This is a genomic window from Microbacterium arabinogalactanolyticum, assembly GCF_030268005.1.
GTDB lineage: Bacteria > Actinomycetota > Actinomycetes > Actinomycetales > Microbacteriaceae > Microbacterium > Microbacterium arabinogalactanolyticum.
Genome location: NZ_BRZC01000004.1, coordinates 234678 through 251038, shown reverse-complemented (window position 1 = coordinate 251038; position 16361 = coordinate 234678). Strand labels below are relative to the sequence as shown.

The window sequence follows — 16361 nt, the reverse complement described above, 5'->3', positions numbered from 1 at the left end:
CTGCGCTCGGCGTCGGCGCGCCCCGTCAGGCTGTCGTCATGGCAGCGAAAGACGAACTCGGGCGCGCGGGAGAAGAGCGCGCGACGCAGCACCTCCGCTCACGGGGGTACGCCATCCTCGACCGCAACTGGCGGTGTGAGCAGGGCGAGATCGACATCGTCGCGTTCCGTGACGACCAGCTGTGCATCGTCGAGGTGAAGACCCGCCGATCCGAGCTCTACGGGCATCCGTTCGACGCGATCGACGAGCGCAAGCGGCGACGGCTGTGGCGGCTGGCGTTCGCGTGGGCCGCCGCGCATCCGGATGCCGCACGACGTCGCGAGATCCGCCTGGAGGCCATCGGCCTGGTCGGAGCGGATGCCTCGACCGCCCGGCTCGAGCACCTCGTGGACATCCTGTGAGCACGGCACGCACCTGGGCCGTCGCCCTGACGGGCGTGGACGGGCACATGGTCGAGGTCGAGGCCGACTTCACCGCGCAGACGCCCGAGTTCCGGATCATCGGGCTGCCGGACAAGGCGCTCGGCGAGGCGGTCCAGCGGGTGCGCAATGCCTCGAGCAATGCCGGACTCGACGTGCCGCGACGCCGGCTCACGGTGAATCTGTCACCGGCCAGCCTGCCGAAGCACGGCTCGGGCTTCGATCTCAGCATCGCTGTCGCCACCGCGGCAGCCGGCGGTGCGCTTCCCGCCGAGGCGATCCGCTCGACCGTGCACATCAGCGAGCTGGGCCTGGACGGCCGGTTGCGCCCGGTTCCCGGAGTGCTGCCGTCGGTGTACGCGGCGGCGCGCGCGGGCTTCGGTCGCGTCGTCGTGCCGCACGCCAACGCCGCCGAAGCCGCACTCGTCCCCGACATCGAGGTGCGGGCCGCGGCCTCCCTGGCTGAGGTGGCGGCGATGCATGGAGCCGAGGTGGAGGTGCCCGACGTCGACGCCGTCGAGATGCCGGTGTCCGCGCCGGCCGATGCGGACCGTCTGGATCTCGCCGACGTGATCGGGCAGGACGAGGCGGTCGATGCGCTCGTCACCGCCGCCGCCGGCGGCCATCACCTCATGCTCAGCGGGCCCCCTGGCGCGGGCAAGACCATGCTCGCCCGGCGGCTGCCCGGCATTCTGCCCCTGCTGCGGGAGGAGGAGGCGCTGGAGGTCGCGGCGATTCGCTCGCTGGCGGGGGAGCCGATCACGCATCTCGATCCGGTTGTCCCGTTCGTCGCGCCGCACCACAGCGCGTCCCCGGCGGCGCTCGTGGGCGGGGGCACGCGCGTGGCACGGCCCGGCGCCATCGTCCGCGCCCACCGCGGCGTGCTGTTCCTGGATGAATCGAGGGACACCTAAAGGCGCATAATGGGCACATGAAGAGATGCGTGCTCTACCTTCGAGTCTCCCGCAGCACGGACGAGTCTGTCAGCCTGGCGCGGCAGGAGAAGGAGCTCCGGAAGCTGGCCGAGCGTGAGGGCTGGGTCGTGGTCGCCGTGCTCAGGGACGACGGGCTGACTGGCACCAAGGAGCGCGAGAGGGCGGAGGAAGCTCTGGCCATGATCGCGGACGGACGCGCCGACGTCCTGGTCAGCTGGGAATTGTCGAGGTGGTCGCGCATGGGCCTGACGGCTGTGGCAAAGCTCGTTGGCGTGCTCCAGGACAGGCCAGACGCACTGCTCGTGTTCCACAAGGAGGGGCTGAGGTCGGACATGCCCGCCTTCGGCATCCTGGCAGCCGTCATCGCTGAGGTCGCGCGCATGGAGGCCGAGGGCACCAGGGACCGCATCAGATCGATGCGGAGCTACGTGCTCAGCCAGACGGACCCAGAACAGATGCGGTGGCTTGGTGGGTCTCCACCCTTCGGCTATCGCGCTGTGGCTCGTTCTGGCGCTGGTGGCAAGGTCCTCGTGGTCGACCCGTACGAGGCCGGCTATGCCCGCAGGCTGCTGGAGGGTTTCGTGCGCGGGGACAAGCTCACCGACCTGACGCGGATGCTGAATGACGATGGCGTGCCGACGACGATGTCAGCGCTGAGGCGGGCTCGGCAGAAGGGCGCGCCGACGGAGGGGCTTGCCGGCGGGATGTGGCGCATTACCACCGTGCGCAAGCTGCTCCAGTCGCCGACGCTGCTGGGACGGACGACGCAGAAGGTAGAAGTCGGCAAGCGGTCGGACGGGTCACCGATCATCGAGTACCACGCCGTCGCGGATGCGCAAGGCATCCCGATTCAGCGGTGGGAGCCCGTGGTGGATGCAGGGCTGTGGGCCCAGGTGCAGGAGCGGTTCAAGAAGCGCGGGCCGAACCAGCCACGCAAGGCGGCCAGTTGGCTCAGCGGCCTGTTGTACTGCTCCAAGTGTGGGAGTGTGCTCTACGCCAACTCACGGAAGAACCGGCCCGTGGATGCGTTCCGGTGCAGCAACAAGGCCATTCCCGGTCAGACATGCGGCGGTGTGGCGATCAGCCGCCGCATCATCGAGGACTACGTGGAGGGCGTCATCCTCGGGATGATCGGCGGACTCAATGAGTACAGGGTCACCGAGCGGATCGAGGGGCCGATCGACGCCGGCGAGCTCGACAGCGTGGCGCAGGCGATCGCCGATGTTCAGGTGGCGTTGGGGCGGGATGGGGCCAACTACGCAGAACTGATTCCGCGGCTCGATGAGCTGAAGGCAACCAGGGCACGTCTGCTCAGTCAGCCGGCGCGAGTGATCAAGGTGCGGGAGGCGACGGGGCGCACGCTCAGCGAGGCATGGGAAGAGGGCGGCATCCCTGAGCGGCAGTTCATCCTGGGGGACATGCTCGACAGCATCGTCGTGTCGCCTGCGGTCGGTACGGGCGCGGCCAGCAAGCCAGAGGATCGAGTGGACTTCGTCTGGATCGAGCACCCCGTGGACGACGACTACCTGAGTGTTGGCTGAGAGTTCGGAGGCTGACGTCAGTGTTTTCAACGACGTCACGCGCACGTATGCCGTCATAGTAGAACATGACGCTAAGCTCCTATCAACGACACCGACGGGGTGTCGCAAGTGAAGGAGATACAATATGGACACTCAGAACCTGGCACCCGCGTTCGCGGAGATGACCACTGGTGAGCTGCTGGAGCAGGAAGAGGGCTATGCACGCGCGCTCCTGACGTTCGCCGAGATGCGCCGGGACCCGGACGCTTTCATCGCGGAGGACACGCTCTACATGATGCGCGAGCCGCTGATCGGAGTTCTCGAAGAGCTCGGGCGGCGCGTGGCGGTGGCGGCTTGAGCAGGGACTACGGTGAGGCGCGGAGGTCGGCTGAGGTCGGCCACCGCGCAGCCGGTGGCGTGGGGCAGCCGGCGATCATTCCAGGCCTGTACGGGCTGAGGCTGGGGCGGTGGATCGCGTGGGACCCAGACCCGGCAGTTCGGCTCGCGCGGGTGGACGCGGCCTTCGGGGTCGCGTAGTTCGGGAGGCGGCGGGAGTCCAGTGCACGGGGCTCCTGCGCCACCGCGGACACGACACGATCGAATCATCAAGCCAACCACCTACGGAGGACACCACCATGAGCAAGAACATCACGGCAGCGGCCAACGCACTCAGCGCGGAGCTGGAGGCCGGGCACGTCGAGCAGGATGACGTGGCCGCCTACCTGGAAAGCGTGGACGGGCTCATCGAGCAGGCACGGGCGATCAAGGCGCTCTACAAGCGCGAGCAGGCCGTCGAGGCGAGTCGGAAGTCCCGCGCGAAGAAGAAGGCTGAACTGGAGGCGATGGCTGCGCGCCTCGCGGAACTGGAAGCCAAGCAGAAGTAGTGCGACACGTCGATAGCCCCCGAGAGCCACCCTCGGGGGCTTCGTCGTGTCCGGCGATATTCTCAGAGTGTGACTGCTGTCGACTGGCTTAAGGACTACTGGCTGCCCGTGCTGGTGGCGGTGAGTGCTGGGCTGATTCTTAGTGGCTTCAGCAAGGTCGCGCGTGAGCGATTCTGGGCGCCGGTCTGGCACGGCATCCGGTGGGTCGGCACCCTGCGGATCACGACGACCAAGCGGCAGGCTAACGCCACCAAGGCTGTTGCCAAGGCCGAAGAGGACCGAGACAAGCGCACTGCTCAACTCACGGCCGTGTGGGATGCTCTCGACGTTCGGCCCGTCCGTGAGGACAGCACGCTGGTTGTGGAGCGCATCGAACGGCTACAAGGTGCAGCTGACGCGGCCTGGAAAGACGCGCAAGCCAAGATCGAGGCGGCGCAGTCGTTCGCGGAGCATCAAGTGAGCCAGGCTGCGAAGCAGCACGCGAAAGAACTAAACGCGGCGGTGGCGAGCGCGCGGGCTGAGGGGCGCCAGCAGGCTCTGCAACTGATGAAGGAAGAGCGCGAAGCTACCCCGTTGCTGCGGCCAGTGTGGCGCGTCATCCCGCTTGACGGCGACGTGTTTGTACTCAACAACACGCAGTCTGGCGTCGAGCTTAGCGACGTCTCGATCGCGGCAGAGCTTGGAGACTTCGAGTTCGTCGGCGACACGCAGTGGCCGGGACCTTCTGTCGGCGCCAACAAGTTCAGGGGCGAGCGCAAGCGCAACGGGCGCCTGTTCGGTGTGCGGTTCACCATCCGCTACCGGGACGCCCACGGCGAATGGCAGGTCGGTGAGGCCTGGATCGACAAGGAGCCTCGCAAGGCTGTCATCCTCTAGAGAGGCCCTGTCCAGGTTGACCAGATCGTCCTGTGGTCTCGCAGAATGACTATCGGGTGCCCCAGTGGGGGCGCTCAGATTCTGAGACTCCTGAGGGGCTATGGCCTTTGGGTGTTCAAGGCCGCGGAAAGGCGCTCGTCAGCCCCCTGCATGACGCGGAGAGCGTTAGCCATCGCTGACTCAGCCTCCTGGACTGCTGCACGGAGGCGCTGACGACCTGTGTCGAGCACCGTGTGCGCGACGGGATCGTGGGTTAGGCCCTTGCTGCGGATGCCGGTATCTTCCTTGGAGACGGGGTGGCGCGAGGGCTGCCACTGTGCCTCCGCAACGTCAGCGGTCAGCATGTGAAGGCGCAGGAACGCGGCTCCGGTCTGCTCCAGGACGGCGGGCAGGGTGTCGGTGGTGGCGGTCGTCATCGGGTTACCTCCAGGGCTTCGGTGGGGTCAGGGTGGACGGCAGATCGGGCGAATCTTGCCAGATGCTCGGCTTGTCGGTGCGCTCGATGCCGGGGTCGTCGAACTGTGAGACGGGCTGGGGGGCGGCGGGCTTATCGGTCATCCTGTGACTCCCGTCTCCCTCTTTGCGCGAGTGCGCTGATACTCACGGTTCGCCGTTAGGCACCGGTCGCACCGGCACTTACCGCTGGTGTACCTAGAGCGAGTGCCGTGGGCGGCACGATAGAGGGTGCCGTGACGAACGGCGTCCGCGAAGTTCATGGCCGCGTCGCCCCACGCCAAGTTCTGAATGTGATTGTTCGACGGGTGCCCATCGAGGTGCCGTACCAGCGGGTAGCCCTCCGGGTTGGGGACAAAGGCCTGGGCAACAAGACGTGATACGGCGAGCGCCTTCGATTCGCCGTCCCGATAGAGTGCGACGCGCATGTGTCCCTGAGGACTGTGCCTGCCTGGCCTGAGGATGCGCCCTGTGAGCGGGTTGCGGACGCGGCCCTGACTTGAGACCTCGTAGAGGCCTTCGTAGCCAACGATCGGCAGCCAGACTTCCAGCCGCTCAGCGATGCGGCGAGCGGCCACTTCAGCGCGCGCCAGGTTCTCCGCGGCGGTCATGACTGGCTCCGGGCGCGACGGCGACGGCGGTTCTTCGCGCGGTTCTGCTCGCGGACCTGCTCGATGCGGGCGCGGATCACCTCGGCGTGCCAGGGGGACGGGGCGTCGTCCAGGAGGGCGTGAAGGCGCGTGATGCCCTGCGGGAGCGAGTTGCGGTATGCAGCGCGGCGCCGGTCGTCCTGCTTCTTGAAGTACCAGGCGCGACGATCAGCCGCGGTGGGCTCGGGGTAGGCGGTCATGACAGCTCCTGCGCGGTGGTCGGGATGGTGGAGAGGATCAGGCGGTCGATGGTGGATTCGATGCGGCCGAGGGCGTATTCAAGGTCGAACATGGGTAGTGGCTCCAATGAGAAAAGCCCCCCAGAGCGACCGCCGGCCACTACTCCGACAGTCGCCCCAGGGGGCTGGTATAGGGCGCGCCAGACGAGGTAGTGGGCTCAAGGCGCGGGCAGCACGTCGTTATCGTGCCGTGCTGGGTGAGCCTGGAGGCTCAGATCGTGGAGAGTCCAGTGGGACTCATGGAGTTGGTGCCGCGTAGCGCGGACCAGTCCAGCCGAGAGCTTCCTGCTCGGCTGGGGACAGCTTGGCGACGGCTTCGTCGTAGGCTTGGGCGGCGCGCTCGGCGCTCCGGCGACGGGACTCGCGCGTGGCTACCTGGCCTCGCGGGGTCGCGCGGTACTCGCGGAGTCGCCGGGCAGAACAGTCCTTGCAGTCGGCGGCGTGGCCGTCGACCCTGGAGCGGTTTCGCGGGAAGTCGGCCAGCGACTTGACCACGCCGCATACGGAGCAGGGGCGTTCGAAGCGGATGTTAGCCATGGGCGGACTCCTTGGCGGTGTCGGCGGCCTGCTGCTTGATGAGAGCGAGACGGCTGGCCTTCTTCGGGGCGCTGCGGTCCTCGGATGCGAAGCGGCGCAGGTCCTTGAGGATCGAGAGGTAGGACGCGGCGAGGCGTGTGCTCGGGCCGCCGGTGGAGGCGTCCACCTGCTCGGCCAGGAGGCGCGCGAGCGTGACGACGGCGCCGGCACGGGTGGCCTGGAGCGTCGGGCTGTCAGCGATCATCGCTTCTAGCGAGTCGCGAGCGGAGAGCTTGGCGGTCATCGGGTGTGGCCTTCCTCGTAGCCGACCAGCCGCGCGTGCTGCATGAGCAGGTGGACGGCCTGGGCGTAGGCCTTGGCGTCGGTCGCCGACTGGAGCAGATGGAAGCCTTGAGCCTGCGGGAGCGTGGGGACGAAGGCACGGAGTTCGGTGGTTACGGCAGCCAGCTCGGTCGGGACCGGACGCTTGGCGTCCCAGAGCTGCTGCTGGAGGTCAGTGAACTGGGCGTCAGCGCGGGCAAGCTGAGCCTTCAGGTCGTCTCTCTCGGCCTCGATGCGGCGGACGTAGTGTTCGAGCTCGTCCAGGCGAGCGGTGTTGACGATGCGAAGTGCCATCGGGTGCCTCCTAGGGGCGCGGCGAAAACGGGGTCGAAACAGTCCAGGGGTGTGGTCGTTTTCAAGGGGACACAAAAGAAGTTGCCGGTAGTTGAGCCTGCGAGTGGTCGCCGGCAGGATTCGCCCCGCCTACCCCAGGGCGTGCGGGTCGATAGGCTTTGGCGAGAACAGATGGAGGACGGGTGGCTGAGAGCTACAGCGTTAATGCGCAGGCGAAGTACACCGACGAGAGCCAAGCGTGGGAGGCCATCCGGATACTCATTGAATGCGTCGAACACGTGCAACCGGGCGGTGCGCCGCTTCAGCAAGGGATTGAGATGTCCAGCGGCCCGCGTCGGTGGAGGCGTGAGTCCCTGCGTGAGCTTGCCGTGATCCGTGCTCAGTATGACCTCGAGTACCCTGCGATCGGTTGGGACTACATTCTGCCGGGACTCCATTGGGACGTACGCGGGTACATGTTTGACGAGCGTGATCAGGCTGTCGAAGTATCGGCGTACGCGGGGGTCAGCTATGCCAAGACTGAAGACGCGATGCGCACCGTTCTTGCCCGTGCAAAGGAGCGCGGTGTCGAACTCAAGATGGGGTCGATGCAGATCTCGGTCGATGAGGACGAGCGCAGTGGCAACGTTCCTGAGATTCAGATCAATCACAGTCCGATGAAACGGTGGAAGATGTTCCGTGCGTGGGTGGGACCACACCTGGCGGCGTACGTCATCGCTACCGCCGCAGCGGTAACCGCTGGATGGCTGTTGATACGCATGGGGCTGGGTGCCTAGCCGCGCACGTTCGCGGTGTACCGAGTGGGTCGGCACCCGGTGAGAGGTGCCGACCCGGCTGAGTGACCTACTCAGCGGAGGGAGCGCGTTACTCGCCCGCGGTCTCCACGACGACGATCGCCGGAGCGGCGAAGACGTCGATCGCGAAGCGGCCTTCGACCAGAGCGCGGAGCTCGTTGTACTCGAAGCGGCTGATCGAGTCCCACTTGGTCTCGACACCCTGCTTGTCGACCGAGATGCCGACCTTCGAGCTGTCGAGCACGATGGCCTGGTCGGCCGCGCCCTCGATGATGACCGGGTGCAGGCCGTTGATGCGGCTGTCCTCGGACTTGCGGTACAGGTAGTTACCGTCCGCGTCCTTGGCCAGCATGATCGCGTCGAACGTTGCACGCGGCAGGAGCACGACATCCGGGTTGTAGCCCAGAGCCGCAGCCTTCGAGGCTGCCAGGTAGATCGAGTCCATCGCGTTGTCCACGAAGGCCTGCGTCTGCGAGCCGGTGACTGAGGCGAACTCGGCGACGGCCAGCTCAGCGACTTTGGCGAGGATGCCCGCGCGGAGCTCCGACACCAGGAAGGACTCGAGCGCATCGTTGTCCTTCAGGAGGTAGGTCCCGACGTACTCGCTCATGTGAGCGACGACGTCGAGCTCGCCCTCGACCTCTTCGACCGTGAAGACCGAAGTGGGCTTGAGCGAGCCAGCCGGGACGACCGCGGCGTTGTTCGTCCGCACACTCTGCCGGACGTACGTGTACTTAGACGACCCGCGGGTCTTGACCGCGAGGACGTCCAGGATGCCGAGGTTGGCGCCGGGGGTCGCGAGGACCTGCGGCGTCTTGTCGAACTCGACCGGGATGACGTTCGAGCCGTTCGCGACGAGACCCTTGGCCTCGATCTGAGCGACCTGAGCGGCAGCCATGCGCTTGACGGAGGCTGGGGTGATGAAGCCCTTCTCGCCGGCAGGGGTGCCGGTGGGCTTCTGGCCGTTCAGGCCCTCGTCCCAGCCATAGTCGCCGGCAGTGTCACCGAGAGGGGAACCGCTCGGGTTCTTCTCCAGGTGGGTGATCTGCGCCTTCAGAGCGACGGCACGGTCTGCCATCGACTCGAGTTCAGCCGACTCGCCGTCGGTGATCGTGTTGGCCTTGATCTTGTCGCCGAGGGCCGAGGCCTTCAGCTGAATGGCCGAGAGCTCGGCCTTGAGGACGGAAATGTCCATGTGATTCTCCAATGGGTAGGGAGACTGACGCGCCGTATCTGGCGCAGTAGTCGCCTGCCCGACGCTGACCTTCGCGGACCCCATTGCGTGTCCTCCTGGACTGAGGCTGGCGGGCCGGCTAACCGGTGACCGGGCTCGGACGCTCTGGCCTCCTGGCCCTCGGCGTCCGCGATCGCGGCGGAGTGTGCGGGTGGTTCGATCGGTGCCCGTCGGCGTGACCGCTTCACTCGCGGAACCCGCATGCGCGGGTGGTCTGTGGGGCTCGCGGCCTAGAGGTAGGCGGCGAGCAGGTTCTTGGCATCCTCGAAGTCGAGGGGCTGGTCCGACTGGCGCAGCTGCTCAAGCCGGCGCACTTCGGCCTCACGGGCGAGAGCGGCCTGCTTGCGCCGTTCGCGCCGGTTCAGGCGCTCGGCGTCGGTGAGACGGCCATGCGAGCGGGCGAACTCATCGCGGAGCTCCTGGAGGAGACGGGAGAAGTTGGCGGGGTCGTTGGAAGGGCGGCGGCGGTTCCTGCGCGGCAAGGCGGCTCCTGCGGGGTCGGGGGCATGCGAAAGCCCCCGGTGCCGAGTGGCAGCCGAGGGCTTGGAGTGTGTGGGGCAGGTGGTCGCGTTTGCGCCGTTCCCGCCCGTCCATATGTATATACCACGTCCTGCGTACAGGGCGGGGGTGGTGGGCTGGGCGGGGGTCGCGTTCGCGCCCTTTCCGCCGCTCTACCTGTATATACCACGTTGGGGGCGGGTAGCAGGCGGCGTCTGGGGCCTCGGGTTAGGTAGTCCCGTGGAACCCATGGGAATCGCCGCGGGTGACCCGGCTGGAGCGAGTGACGCGAGGTAGCGGGGTCAGGCGCGGGTGAACCATGGGGAGCGACGGATGAAGTCGCGCTCGTCGCGCTTGGGCGTTTGGTTGGTCATCATGTCCACGCGGCGCTGCTCGGCGAGCCAGCGCTCAACGCGGGCCATGCGGGCAGCCTCGCGCGCTTCAGGGGTGCGCTCGCCCCGGTTCTTGTATGCGGAGGCTGTGCCGTCCGGCTGGACGCGAGGGACGCCGAGCAGACGATCCGGCACGGTGAGGTCGTGGAAGCCCCGAGTTCCCGGATGCTTGCGCCCTTCCCGGAAACCTCGGGCGCGAAGCGCCGCGTAGACCTGGGAGGGCGAGGGGATGCGGCTGCCGGTTGACTCGGCTGCTTCGACTGCCAGGGCGTAGACGGCGGTGCGAGGGGCGAAGCCGCCACGCTCCACGGTGAACACCATCTCGAAGTCGTCGGAGAGGTCATAGGGGAGACGGTCGTCGTCGTGCGAGACGATGCCGGGGGTGAGAGCGTCGGACATGCGGACTCCTGGGAAGGCGTGCGGGCGGGGAGGCGGCTAGCGTGTCTGTTCAGGAGTTCGTGACGGCGGCAGTGAGGGAATCCCGGGCGGCCAGGGTGAGCATCGTAACGCAGGGTGGCCGGGGACGACTCGGGAGTGCGGCTGACGGGGGCCGTGACACTTTAGCACTCCGTTATACAACTAATAGAGAGCGTGCCGCCCTCGCTGCCCTTTTGCCCTGAAACCGCCCTGTTGGGCACCCCGGAGGGCGTGTGGAGGGGCATTCGGGGCACCGGGGGCCCAGGCCGTGACAGAAAAGGATGGTTAACAGCAAGTATGTGACTGCCCGGCTGCGGACCTGCCCTACCTGCCCCGGAGGCCTGCGAGACTACTCCCTTTTGGTGTTCCCCGATGAGACACCCGAGTTCCAGCGGGTCGCGCTGGACGCGCTGCGGCAGCCGCTGGAGTCAGGCCGGATCGAGGTGCACCGCGCCGGCTTCACCGCGAGCTATCCGGCGCGATTCCAGCTGGTGCTGGCGATGAACCCCTGCCCGTGCGGCAACTACGGGGTCCGTGGCGCGGAGTGCACCTGTCCGCCCATGGCGATCCGGCGCTACGCGGGGCGGCTCTCCGGACCGCTCCGCGATCGCATCGACATCGATCTGCAGGTGGCCCGCGTCGCCGCCTCGCGGGCGACGTCCGGAGAGGCGTCGGAGCTCACCTCCGCTCTGGCGCGCGCCAGGGTGGTGACGGCCAGGGCGGCGGCGGCAGAGCGGCTCCGCGGCACTCCCTGGCGCGTGAACGGCGAGGTTCCGGGGGAGCGGTTGCGGGTCGGGGCACTGCGCCTGTCTGCGAAGGTGCGCGCACCGCTGGATCGTGCACTGGAGCGCGGGACGGTCACACTGCGCGCGTACGACCGGGTGCTCCGTGTGGCGTGGACCATCGCCGACCTCGCCGGCGCGACGACTCCGGGCATCGATGAACTGGGACGGGCCCTGTTCCTGAAGAAGGGTTTGCTGGCATGAGGACGACGACCAACCGGATGCTGGACGATGCGAGGCTGCTGCCCGCCGCCGAGCGACTGCGGCCGGATGCGGACCCGCACGAGGTACTGGCGCGCGCGGCGTGGTCGGTCCTCGTCGAACCGGGCGACGGCGCGGCCGGTGCGCTCGTGGCGGCGCACGGGGCATCGGAGGCGCTCGATCGCGCGCTGAGCGAGGACCGGATGCTGACACCGGGGCTGCTGGAGCCGCGGGAGTTCGCCGAGGCGCAGGCGCGGTGGCACCCGCGAGCCCGTTCTCAGGCGGTGCTGGACGCGCTGACCTCCTGTGCTGAAGTCGGCGGTCGCCTTCTCCTTCCCGGTGATCCCGAATGGCCCGGCGGACTCGACGATCTGGGCTCGCATGCGCCGCTGCTGCTCTGGGTGCGCGGAGACACCGCCGCACTGGCGGCGCAGCCCGCCGTGGCGATGGTGGGGGCGCGGGCCGCGACGCCTTACGGGGAGGCGGTGGCCGGTGAGCTGGCGGGGGATCTGGCAGGCTCCGGCGTCGTGGTCGTCTCGGGCGGGGCGTACGGCATCGACGGCGCATCGCATCGCGCGGCACTCGGGGTGGGCGGGACCACGATCGCGTTCCTCGCCGGGGGAGTGGACCGCGCCTATCCGATCGGTCATCAGCAGCTGTTCGATCGCATTCGGCGGGGCGGGGCGGTGGTCAGCGAGGTGCCCTGCGGAGGCGCACCCACCAAGTGGAGGTTCCTGCAGCGCAATCGCCTGATCGCCGCCGCCGGGCTGGCGACCGTCGTCGTCGAGGCCGGCTGGCGCAGCGGCACCCTGAACACCGCCGGGCACGCGGCAGCCCTCGGACGTCCGCTCGGCGCAGTGCCCGGCCCGATCTCCTCCGCCGCGTCGGCGGGCTGCCACCGGCTGCTCCGGGAGTTCGACGCGATCTGCGTGACCAGCGCGCGGGAGGTGCGTGAGCTCTGGGACGACCGCGTGCTCATCGCACCGCAGACGGCACGGGCCGATCCGGACCAGATCCGCCTGACCGACGCGATGAGCAGCCGGACTGCCCGCGATGCTGATGACCTCGCGCTCCGCAGCGGACTGTCGGCGGAACGCGTGCGGAGCCTCCTGGGGCTCCTCGCGCTCGAGGGGAGCGTGGAGCAGAGGCAGGATGGATGGAGGCGGACCTCCTGAGGCTCGCACATCGGCGGGGGAGCGCGCCGATGAGGCCGCGGCGCGGCATGCTGGAGCGATGAGGTACGCGCAGGCGGTGGAGGCATTCATCGCGCACCTCGCGCAGGTGCGAAGGCTCTCCCCGGCGACCGTGCGCGCGTACCGTTCGGATCTCGCCGACCTGGGCAGAGCGGTCGGAGAGGCCGACGTCACCGAGATCGATCTGGAGGCTCTCCGCGACTGGCTGTGGCAGGCGACCCAGCGGGGGGACGCCCGTTCCACGCTCGCGCGTCGCGCGGCCGCCGTACGGTCGTTCTTCGGATGGGCCCATGACGCCCAGCTCGTGACCGCGGACCCGAGCCTGCGCCTGGTCACGCCCCGGCGGGCCAAGACCCTCCCCGTCGTCGCATCCGCCGACGGCATGCGCGAGCTCCTGGACGCGCAGCGCGTCGCCGCGTCCACAGGGGATCCGATCGCGCTGCGGGACCATGCCATCCTCGAGCTGCTCTATGCCGCGGGCATCCGTGTCTCCGAGCTCTGCGGCGTCGACGTCGACGACCTGGACCTGCAGAGGCGGGTCGTGCGGGTGCTCGGCAAGGGTTCCAAGGAGCGGGTCGTGCCGTTCGGTGCACCCGCCGCGATCGCGCTGGACGCGTTTCTGACACGCGGACGCCCTGCACTGCTCGCCCGCACCGAGTCGCCCGGTGCCGCGCTCTTCCTCGGTGCACGCGGCGCGCGCATCGGACCGCGCACGGTGTACGCGCTCGTCGCCCGTGTGCTCGGGCCCATCGTCGGCGCAGAGCATGTGGGTCCGCACGCCCTCCGGCACTCGGCGGCGACGCACCTGCTCGACGGCGGGGCCGACCTGCGCGCGGTGCAGGAGATGCTCGGCCATGCGAGCCTCGGCACGACCCAGATCTACACGCACGTCTCGGCCGAGCGGCTCACCGCCACCTATCGCCTCGCGCATCCTCGGGCCTGACGCCCGAACCGGACGACGCAGAGAGGCTCAGTCCTCGCAGCACGGGAGCAGCACGGCACGAGGCGGCAGGCCGAACAGTCCGCGCGGATTCACGTACCGCTTGTCGATCCGGACGCCCACATGCAGCGTCCCCGGGGCGGCGTGGCCTCCCGAGACGAGGACCCCGACCACGTCGCCGGCCAGCACGGCGTCACCCGCTGCGAGATCCGACGACACGGGCTCCAGCGTGCTGATGTAGCCGTCGCCGTGATCGATCGTGATCAGCGGCCGGTCCGCCACTGTCCCGCGGAAAGCGACCACGCCCGCCGCCGGTGAGAGCACATCAGCGCCCGGTGCCGCCGTCACGTCCATGCCGCGGTGGCCGGGGCCGTAGTCGTGCGCAGGTGCACGGAACGGCTCGATCACCGTGCGCGAGCCCGCGACCGGCCACCGCCATGGGTACCCGGGAGCCTCCTCCGCCGGCGCACCGATCGCACTGCGGGCCGCGCCTGCCGGTGCCACGGAGCCGCTCGGTCGCGCCGTGCCGCTCGCGTCCACCGAGCCGGACACGGACATGGCGGCCGGCGGGACCACGGTCGCCATCGCCCCGGGCGCAGCCCGGCCATCGCCCAGGATCGCGAGGACGGCGAGCACGACCGCGCAGCGCATCGCGATGATGCGACCACGGCGCCTCTCCGCGTCCAGATGCCCGCTGACCATCCGCCCACCCTGGCACGCGAGCCCGACGGCGTCGCGCCCGATCCCCGGCATCCGTGCACAACCGCCGAATCAGTGCTGCCGTGCAGGGAGAGCGCACCGGGCTGCGCCGTTCGTCGCACGCGCGATCCTGTATGCTGGAGGAGCATCCCGCAATCGGGATGACTACGCGTGCCCAGAGCGACGTCGTCGAAAGGCGGAGGTCGCGGCATCCACTCCCACAGGTCCCTCCTCATCGAGGGCGGGTGTGCGCCGGGCACCAGGACAGTCGATCACCTGATCGGCGCAACAACCTCAACGACGCGAGAGCGTCAGAACAAGGAGACGACCATGGCTGTGGTCACCATCCGCCAGCTGCTCGACAGCGGCGTGCACTTCGGACACCAGACCCGTCGGTGGAACCCGAAGGTGAAGCGCTTCATCCTCACCGAGCGCTCCGGCATCCACATCATCGACCTGCAGCAGTCGCTGTCGTACATCGACAAGGCCTACGACTTCGTCAAGGAGACCGTCGCCCGTGGTGGCACGATCCTCTTCGTCGGCACCAAGAAGCAGGCGCAGGAGGTCCTCGCGGAGCAGGCCGCCCGTGTCGGTCAGCCCTTCGTCAACCAGCGCTGGCTGGGTGGTCTGCTGACCAACTTCTCGACCATCGCGAAGCGCCTCGCCCGTATGAAGGAGCTCGAGGAGCTCGACTACGAGAACCCGGCCGCATCGGGCTTCACCAAGAAGGAGCTGCTGCTCAAGAAGCGCGAGCTCGACAAGCTGCACAAGTCGCTGGGCGGCATCCGCAACCTGTCGAAGACCCCTTCGGCCCTGTGGGTCGTCGACGCCAAGCGCGAGCACCTCGCCATCGACGAGGCCAAGAAGCTCGGCATCCCGGTGATCGGCATCCTCGACACCAACGCCGACCCGGACGACTTCCAGTACCCGATCCCCGGCAACGACGACGCCATCCGCTCGGTCTCGCTGCTGACGCGCATCATCGCCGACGCCGCCGCCGAGGGCCTGCAGCAGAAGCACAACCCCGAGGGCGACGCCGAGCCGCTCGCCGAGTGGGAGCAGGAGCTCCTGCAGGGTGACGCCGAGGCTCCCGCCGCCGAGGCCGCTGAGGTCGTCGAGGCTCCGGCCGCTGACGAGGCTCCGGCCGCCGAGGCCGCTGCCGACGCAGACGCCAAGTAAGCAACCAGCACACCACGCACAGACACGAAGCAAGGAGCCACCACACATGGCCAACTTCACCATCGCCGACATCAAGGCGCTGCGCGAGCAGCTCGGAACGGGAATGGTCGACACCAAGAAGGCGCTCGAGGAGGCTGACGGCGACGTCGAGAAGGCCACCGAGATCCTGCGTCTGAAGGGTGCCAAGGGCAACGCCAAGCGCGCCGACCGCTCGACCAGCGAGGGCCTGATCGCCGCTCGTGAGTCCGCCGGTGCCGTGACGCTGATCGAGCTCGCCTGCGAGACCGACTTCGTCGCCAAGAACGAGCGCTTCATCGCTCTGGCCGACAAGGTCGCCGACGCCGTCGCGGCTGTCGGCGCCGACTCGGTCGAGGCCGCTCTGGCCGCCCCCGCGGGCGCTCAGACCGTCGAGCAGCTCATCTCCGACGAGGCCGCGATCATCGGCGAGAAGGTCGAGCTGCGCAAGGTCCGCACCGTCAAGGGTGAGAACCTGTCGGTGTACATGCACCGCACCAGCAAGGACCTGCCCCCGCAGATCGGCGTCGCCGTCGCGTACTCCGGTACCGACGCGGAGACCGCTCGCTCGATCGCGCAGCACATCTCGTTCGCGAACCCCTCCTACCTGACGCGCGAGGATGTCCCCGCCGCCGACGTGGAGAAGGAGCGCGAGATCGTCACCGAGATCTCCCGCAACGAGGGCAAGCCCGAGGCCGCCCTGCCGAAGATCGTCGAGGGCCGCGTGACCGCGTACTTCAAGCAGGTCGCCCTGCTCGAGCAGGACTACGCGAAGGACAACAAGCTGTCCGTGAGCCAGGTCGCGAAGGATGCCGGTATCACCGTCACCGACTTCGCCCGGTTCAAGGTCGGCGCGTAACACCTCGGGAGGGGTTCGGATCCACACGAT

At 68.5% G+C, this 16361-nt stretch carries 21 protein-coding genes and 1 pseudogene; 12 read left to right on the top strand and 10 right to left on the bottom strand.

Annotated elements, in window-relative coordinates:
- Nucleotides 1–38 precede the first annotated feature (38 nt).
- From MIAR_RS05615 to MIAR_RS05590, 6 genes and pseudogenes are all read left to right on the top strand, one after another.
- The gene (locus tag MIAR_RS05615; RefSeq protein ID WP_285632575.1) at nt 39–401 is read left to right on the top strand and encodes a YraN family protein; all 363 of its coding nucleotides are present in this window, start codon (nt 39–41) and stop codon (nt 399–401) included.
- Nucleotides 398–1321 (top strand): annotated as a pseudogene (locus MIAR_RS05610) (ATP-binding protein); the annotation flags it as partial. The gene MIAR_RS05615 and the pseudogene MIAR_RS05610, both read left to right, overlap by 4 nt.
- A 29-nt stretch (nt 1322–1350) precedes the next feature.
- A complete protein-coding gene (locus MIAR_RS05605) occupies nt 1351–2895 on the top strand; it encodes a recombinase family protein (RefSeq protein ID WP_285632529.1) in 1545 nt (514 codons plus the stop codon).
- Nucleotides 2896–3019: 124 nt separating this feature from the next.
- Nucleotides 3020–3232, top strand: coding sequence for a hypothetical protein (locus MIAR_RS05600; protein WP_285632526.1), 213 nt, complete (start codon nt 3020–3022; stop codon nt 3230–3232).
- A gap of 277 nt (nt 3233–3509) precedes the next feature.
- Complete coding sequence (locus MIAR_RS05595) at nt 3510–3758, top strand: hypothetical protein (RefSeq protein WP_285632523.1); 249 nt, start codon at nt 3510–3512, stop codon at nt 3756–3758.
- Nucleotides 3759–3827: 69 nt separating this feature from the next.
- Entirely contained in the window at nt 3828–4634 is an 807-nt protein-coding gene (locus MIAR_RS05590) for a flotillin family protein (protein WP_285632521.1), read from the top strand.
- 98 nt (nt 4635–4732) lie between these two features.
- Here MIAR_RS05590 and MIAR_RS05585 read toward each other — a convergent pair whose 3' ends face one another.
- From MIAR_RS05585 to MIAR_RS05560, 6 genes are all read right to left on the bottom strand, one after another.
- Complete coding sequence (locus MIAR_RS05585; RefSeq protein ID WP_285632518.1) at nt 4733–5050, bottom strand: DUF7169 domain-containing protein; 318 nt, start codon at nt 5048–5050, stop codon at nt 4733–4735.
- Between the two features lie 4 nt (nt 5051–5054).
- Nucleotides 5055–5192 carry a hypothetical protein gene (locus MIAR_RS05580; protein ID WP_285632515.1) on the bottom strand — a complete coding sequence of 46 codons (138 nt, stop codon included), beginning with the start codon at nt 5190–5192 and terminating at the stop codon, nt 5055–5057.
- Nucleotides 5189–5698 (bottom strand): NUMOD4 domain-containing protein, encoded by a 510-nt coding sequence (locus MIAR_RS05575; RefSeq protein ID WP_285632512.1) that lies wholly within the window; start codon nt 5696–5698, stop codon nt 5189–5191. The genes MIAR_RS05580 and MIAR_RS05575 overlap by 4 nt, the downstream gene beginning before the upstream one ends.
- Nucleotides 5695–5937 carry a hypothetical protein gene (locus tag MIAR_RS05570; RefSeq protein WP_285632509.1) on the bottom strand — a complete coding sequence of 81 codons (243 nt, stop codon included), beginning with the start codon at nt 5935–5937 and terminating at the stop codon, nt 5695–5697. Before MIAR_RS05570 ends, MIAR_RS05575 begins: the two co-directional genes overlap by 4 nt.
- A 568-nt stretch (nt 5938–6505) precedes the next feature.
- Nucleotides 6506–6796 carry a hypothetical protein gene (locus tag MIAR_RS05565; protein WP_285632506.1) on the bottom strand — a complete coding sequence of 97 codons (291 nt, stop codon included), beginning with the start codon at nt 6794–6796 and terminating at the stop codon, nt 6506–6508.
- Entirely contained in the window at nt 6793–7128 is a 336-nt protein-coding gene (locus MIAR_RS05560; RefSeq protein WP_285632503.1) for a hypothetical protein, read from the bottom strand. The genes MIAR_RS05565 and MIAR_RS05560 overlap by 4 nt, the downstream gene beginning before the upstream one ends.
- A 182-nt stretch (nt 7129–7310) precedes the next feature.
- Here MIAR_RS05560 and MIAR_RS05555 point away from each other — a divergent pair, with 182 nt between their 5' ends.
- On the top strand, nt 7311–7904 hold the full coding sequence (locus tag MIAR_RS05555; RefSeq protein WP_285632500.1) for a hypothetical protein: 594 nt from the start codon (nt 7311–7313) through the stop codon (nt 7902–7904).
- A gap of 88 nt (nt 7905–7992) precedes the next feature.
- Here the strand turns inward: MIAR_RS05555 and MIAR_RS05550 are convergent, their stop codons facing one another.
- The 3 genes from MIAR_RS05550 to MIAR_RS05540 form a co-directional block, all read right to left on the bottom strand.
- Nucleotides 7993–9117 (bottom strand): phage major capsid protein, encoded by a 1125-nt coding sequence (locus tag MIAR_RS05550; RefSeq protein WP_285632497.1) that lies wholly within the window; start codon nt 9115–9117, stop codon nt 7993–7995.
- A 269-nt stretch (nt 9118–9386) separates the two neighbouring features.
- Nucleotides 9387–9638 (bottom strand): hypothetical protein, encoded by a 252-nt coding sequence (locus tag MIAR_RS05545; protein ID WP_285632494.1) that lies wholly within the window; start codon nt 9636–9638, stop codon nt 9387–9389.
- Nucleotides 9639–9956: 318 nt separating this feature from the next.
- Nucleotides 9957–10445, bottom strand: a complete 489-nt coding sequence (locus tag MIAR_RS05540) for a hypothetical protein (protein ID WP_285632491.1) — start codon at nt 10443–10445, stop codon at nt 9957–9959.
- 380 nt (nt 10446–10825) lie between these two features.
- Here MIAR_RS05540 and MIAR_RS05535 point away from each other — a divergent pair, with 380 nt between their 5' ends.
- Genes MIAR_RS05535 through MIAR_RS05525 form a run of 3 tightly spaced genes read left to right on the top strand, consistent with a single transcriptional unit; the run spans nt 10826 to nt 13582 of the window.
- Nucleotides 10826–11449 (top strand): ATP-binding protein, encoded by a 624-nt coding sequence (locus MIAR_RS05535; RefSeq protein WP_285632488.1) that lies wholly within the window; start codon nt 10826–10828, stop codon nt 11447–11449.
- Nucleotides 11446–12621, top strand: a complete 1176-nt coding sequence (gene dprA / locus MIAR_RS05530) for a DNA-processing protein DprA (protein ID WP_285632484.1) — start codon at nt 11446–11448, stop codon at nt 12619–12621. The genes MIAR_RS05535 and dprA overlap by 4 nt, the downstream gene beginning before the upstream one ends.
- A 58-nt stretch (nt 12622–12679) precedes the next feature.
- A complete protein-coding gene (locus tag MIAR_RS05525; RefSeq protein ID WP_285632481.1) occupies nt 12680–13582 on the top strand; it encodes a tyrosine recombinase XerC in 903 nt (300 codons plus the stop codon).
- Between the two features lie 27 nt (nt 13583–13609).
- Here MIAR_RS05525 and MIAR_RS05520 read toward each other — a convergent pair whose 3' ends face one another.
- Nucleotides 13610–14281, bottom strand: a complete 672-nt coding sequence (locus tag MIAR_RS05520; protein ID WP_285632478.1) for a murein hydrolase activator EnvC family protein — start codon at nt 14279–14281, stop codon at nt 13610–13612.
- A gap of 327 nt (nt 14282–14608) precedes the next feature.
- Between MIAR_RS05520 and rpsB the strand changes: the two genes are divergently transcribed.
- Both rpsB and tsf read left to right on the top strand, forming a co-directional pair.
- Nucleotides 14609–15457: a 30S ribosomal protein S2 gene (gene rpsB, locus MIAR_RS05515; protein ID WP_285632475.1), complete on the top strand. Its 849-nt coding sequence runs from the start codon at nt 14609–14611 to the stop codon at nt 15455–15457.
- Nucleotides 15458–15503: 46 nt separating this feature from the next.
- Entirely contained in the window at nt 15504–16331 is an 828-nt protein-coding gene (tsf, locus tag MIAR_RS05510) for a translation elongation factor Ts (RefSeq protein WP_285632471.1), read from the top strand.
- The last annotated feature ends 30 nt before the right edge of the window (nt 16332–16361 follow it).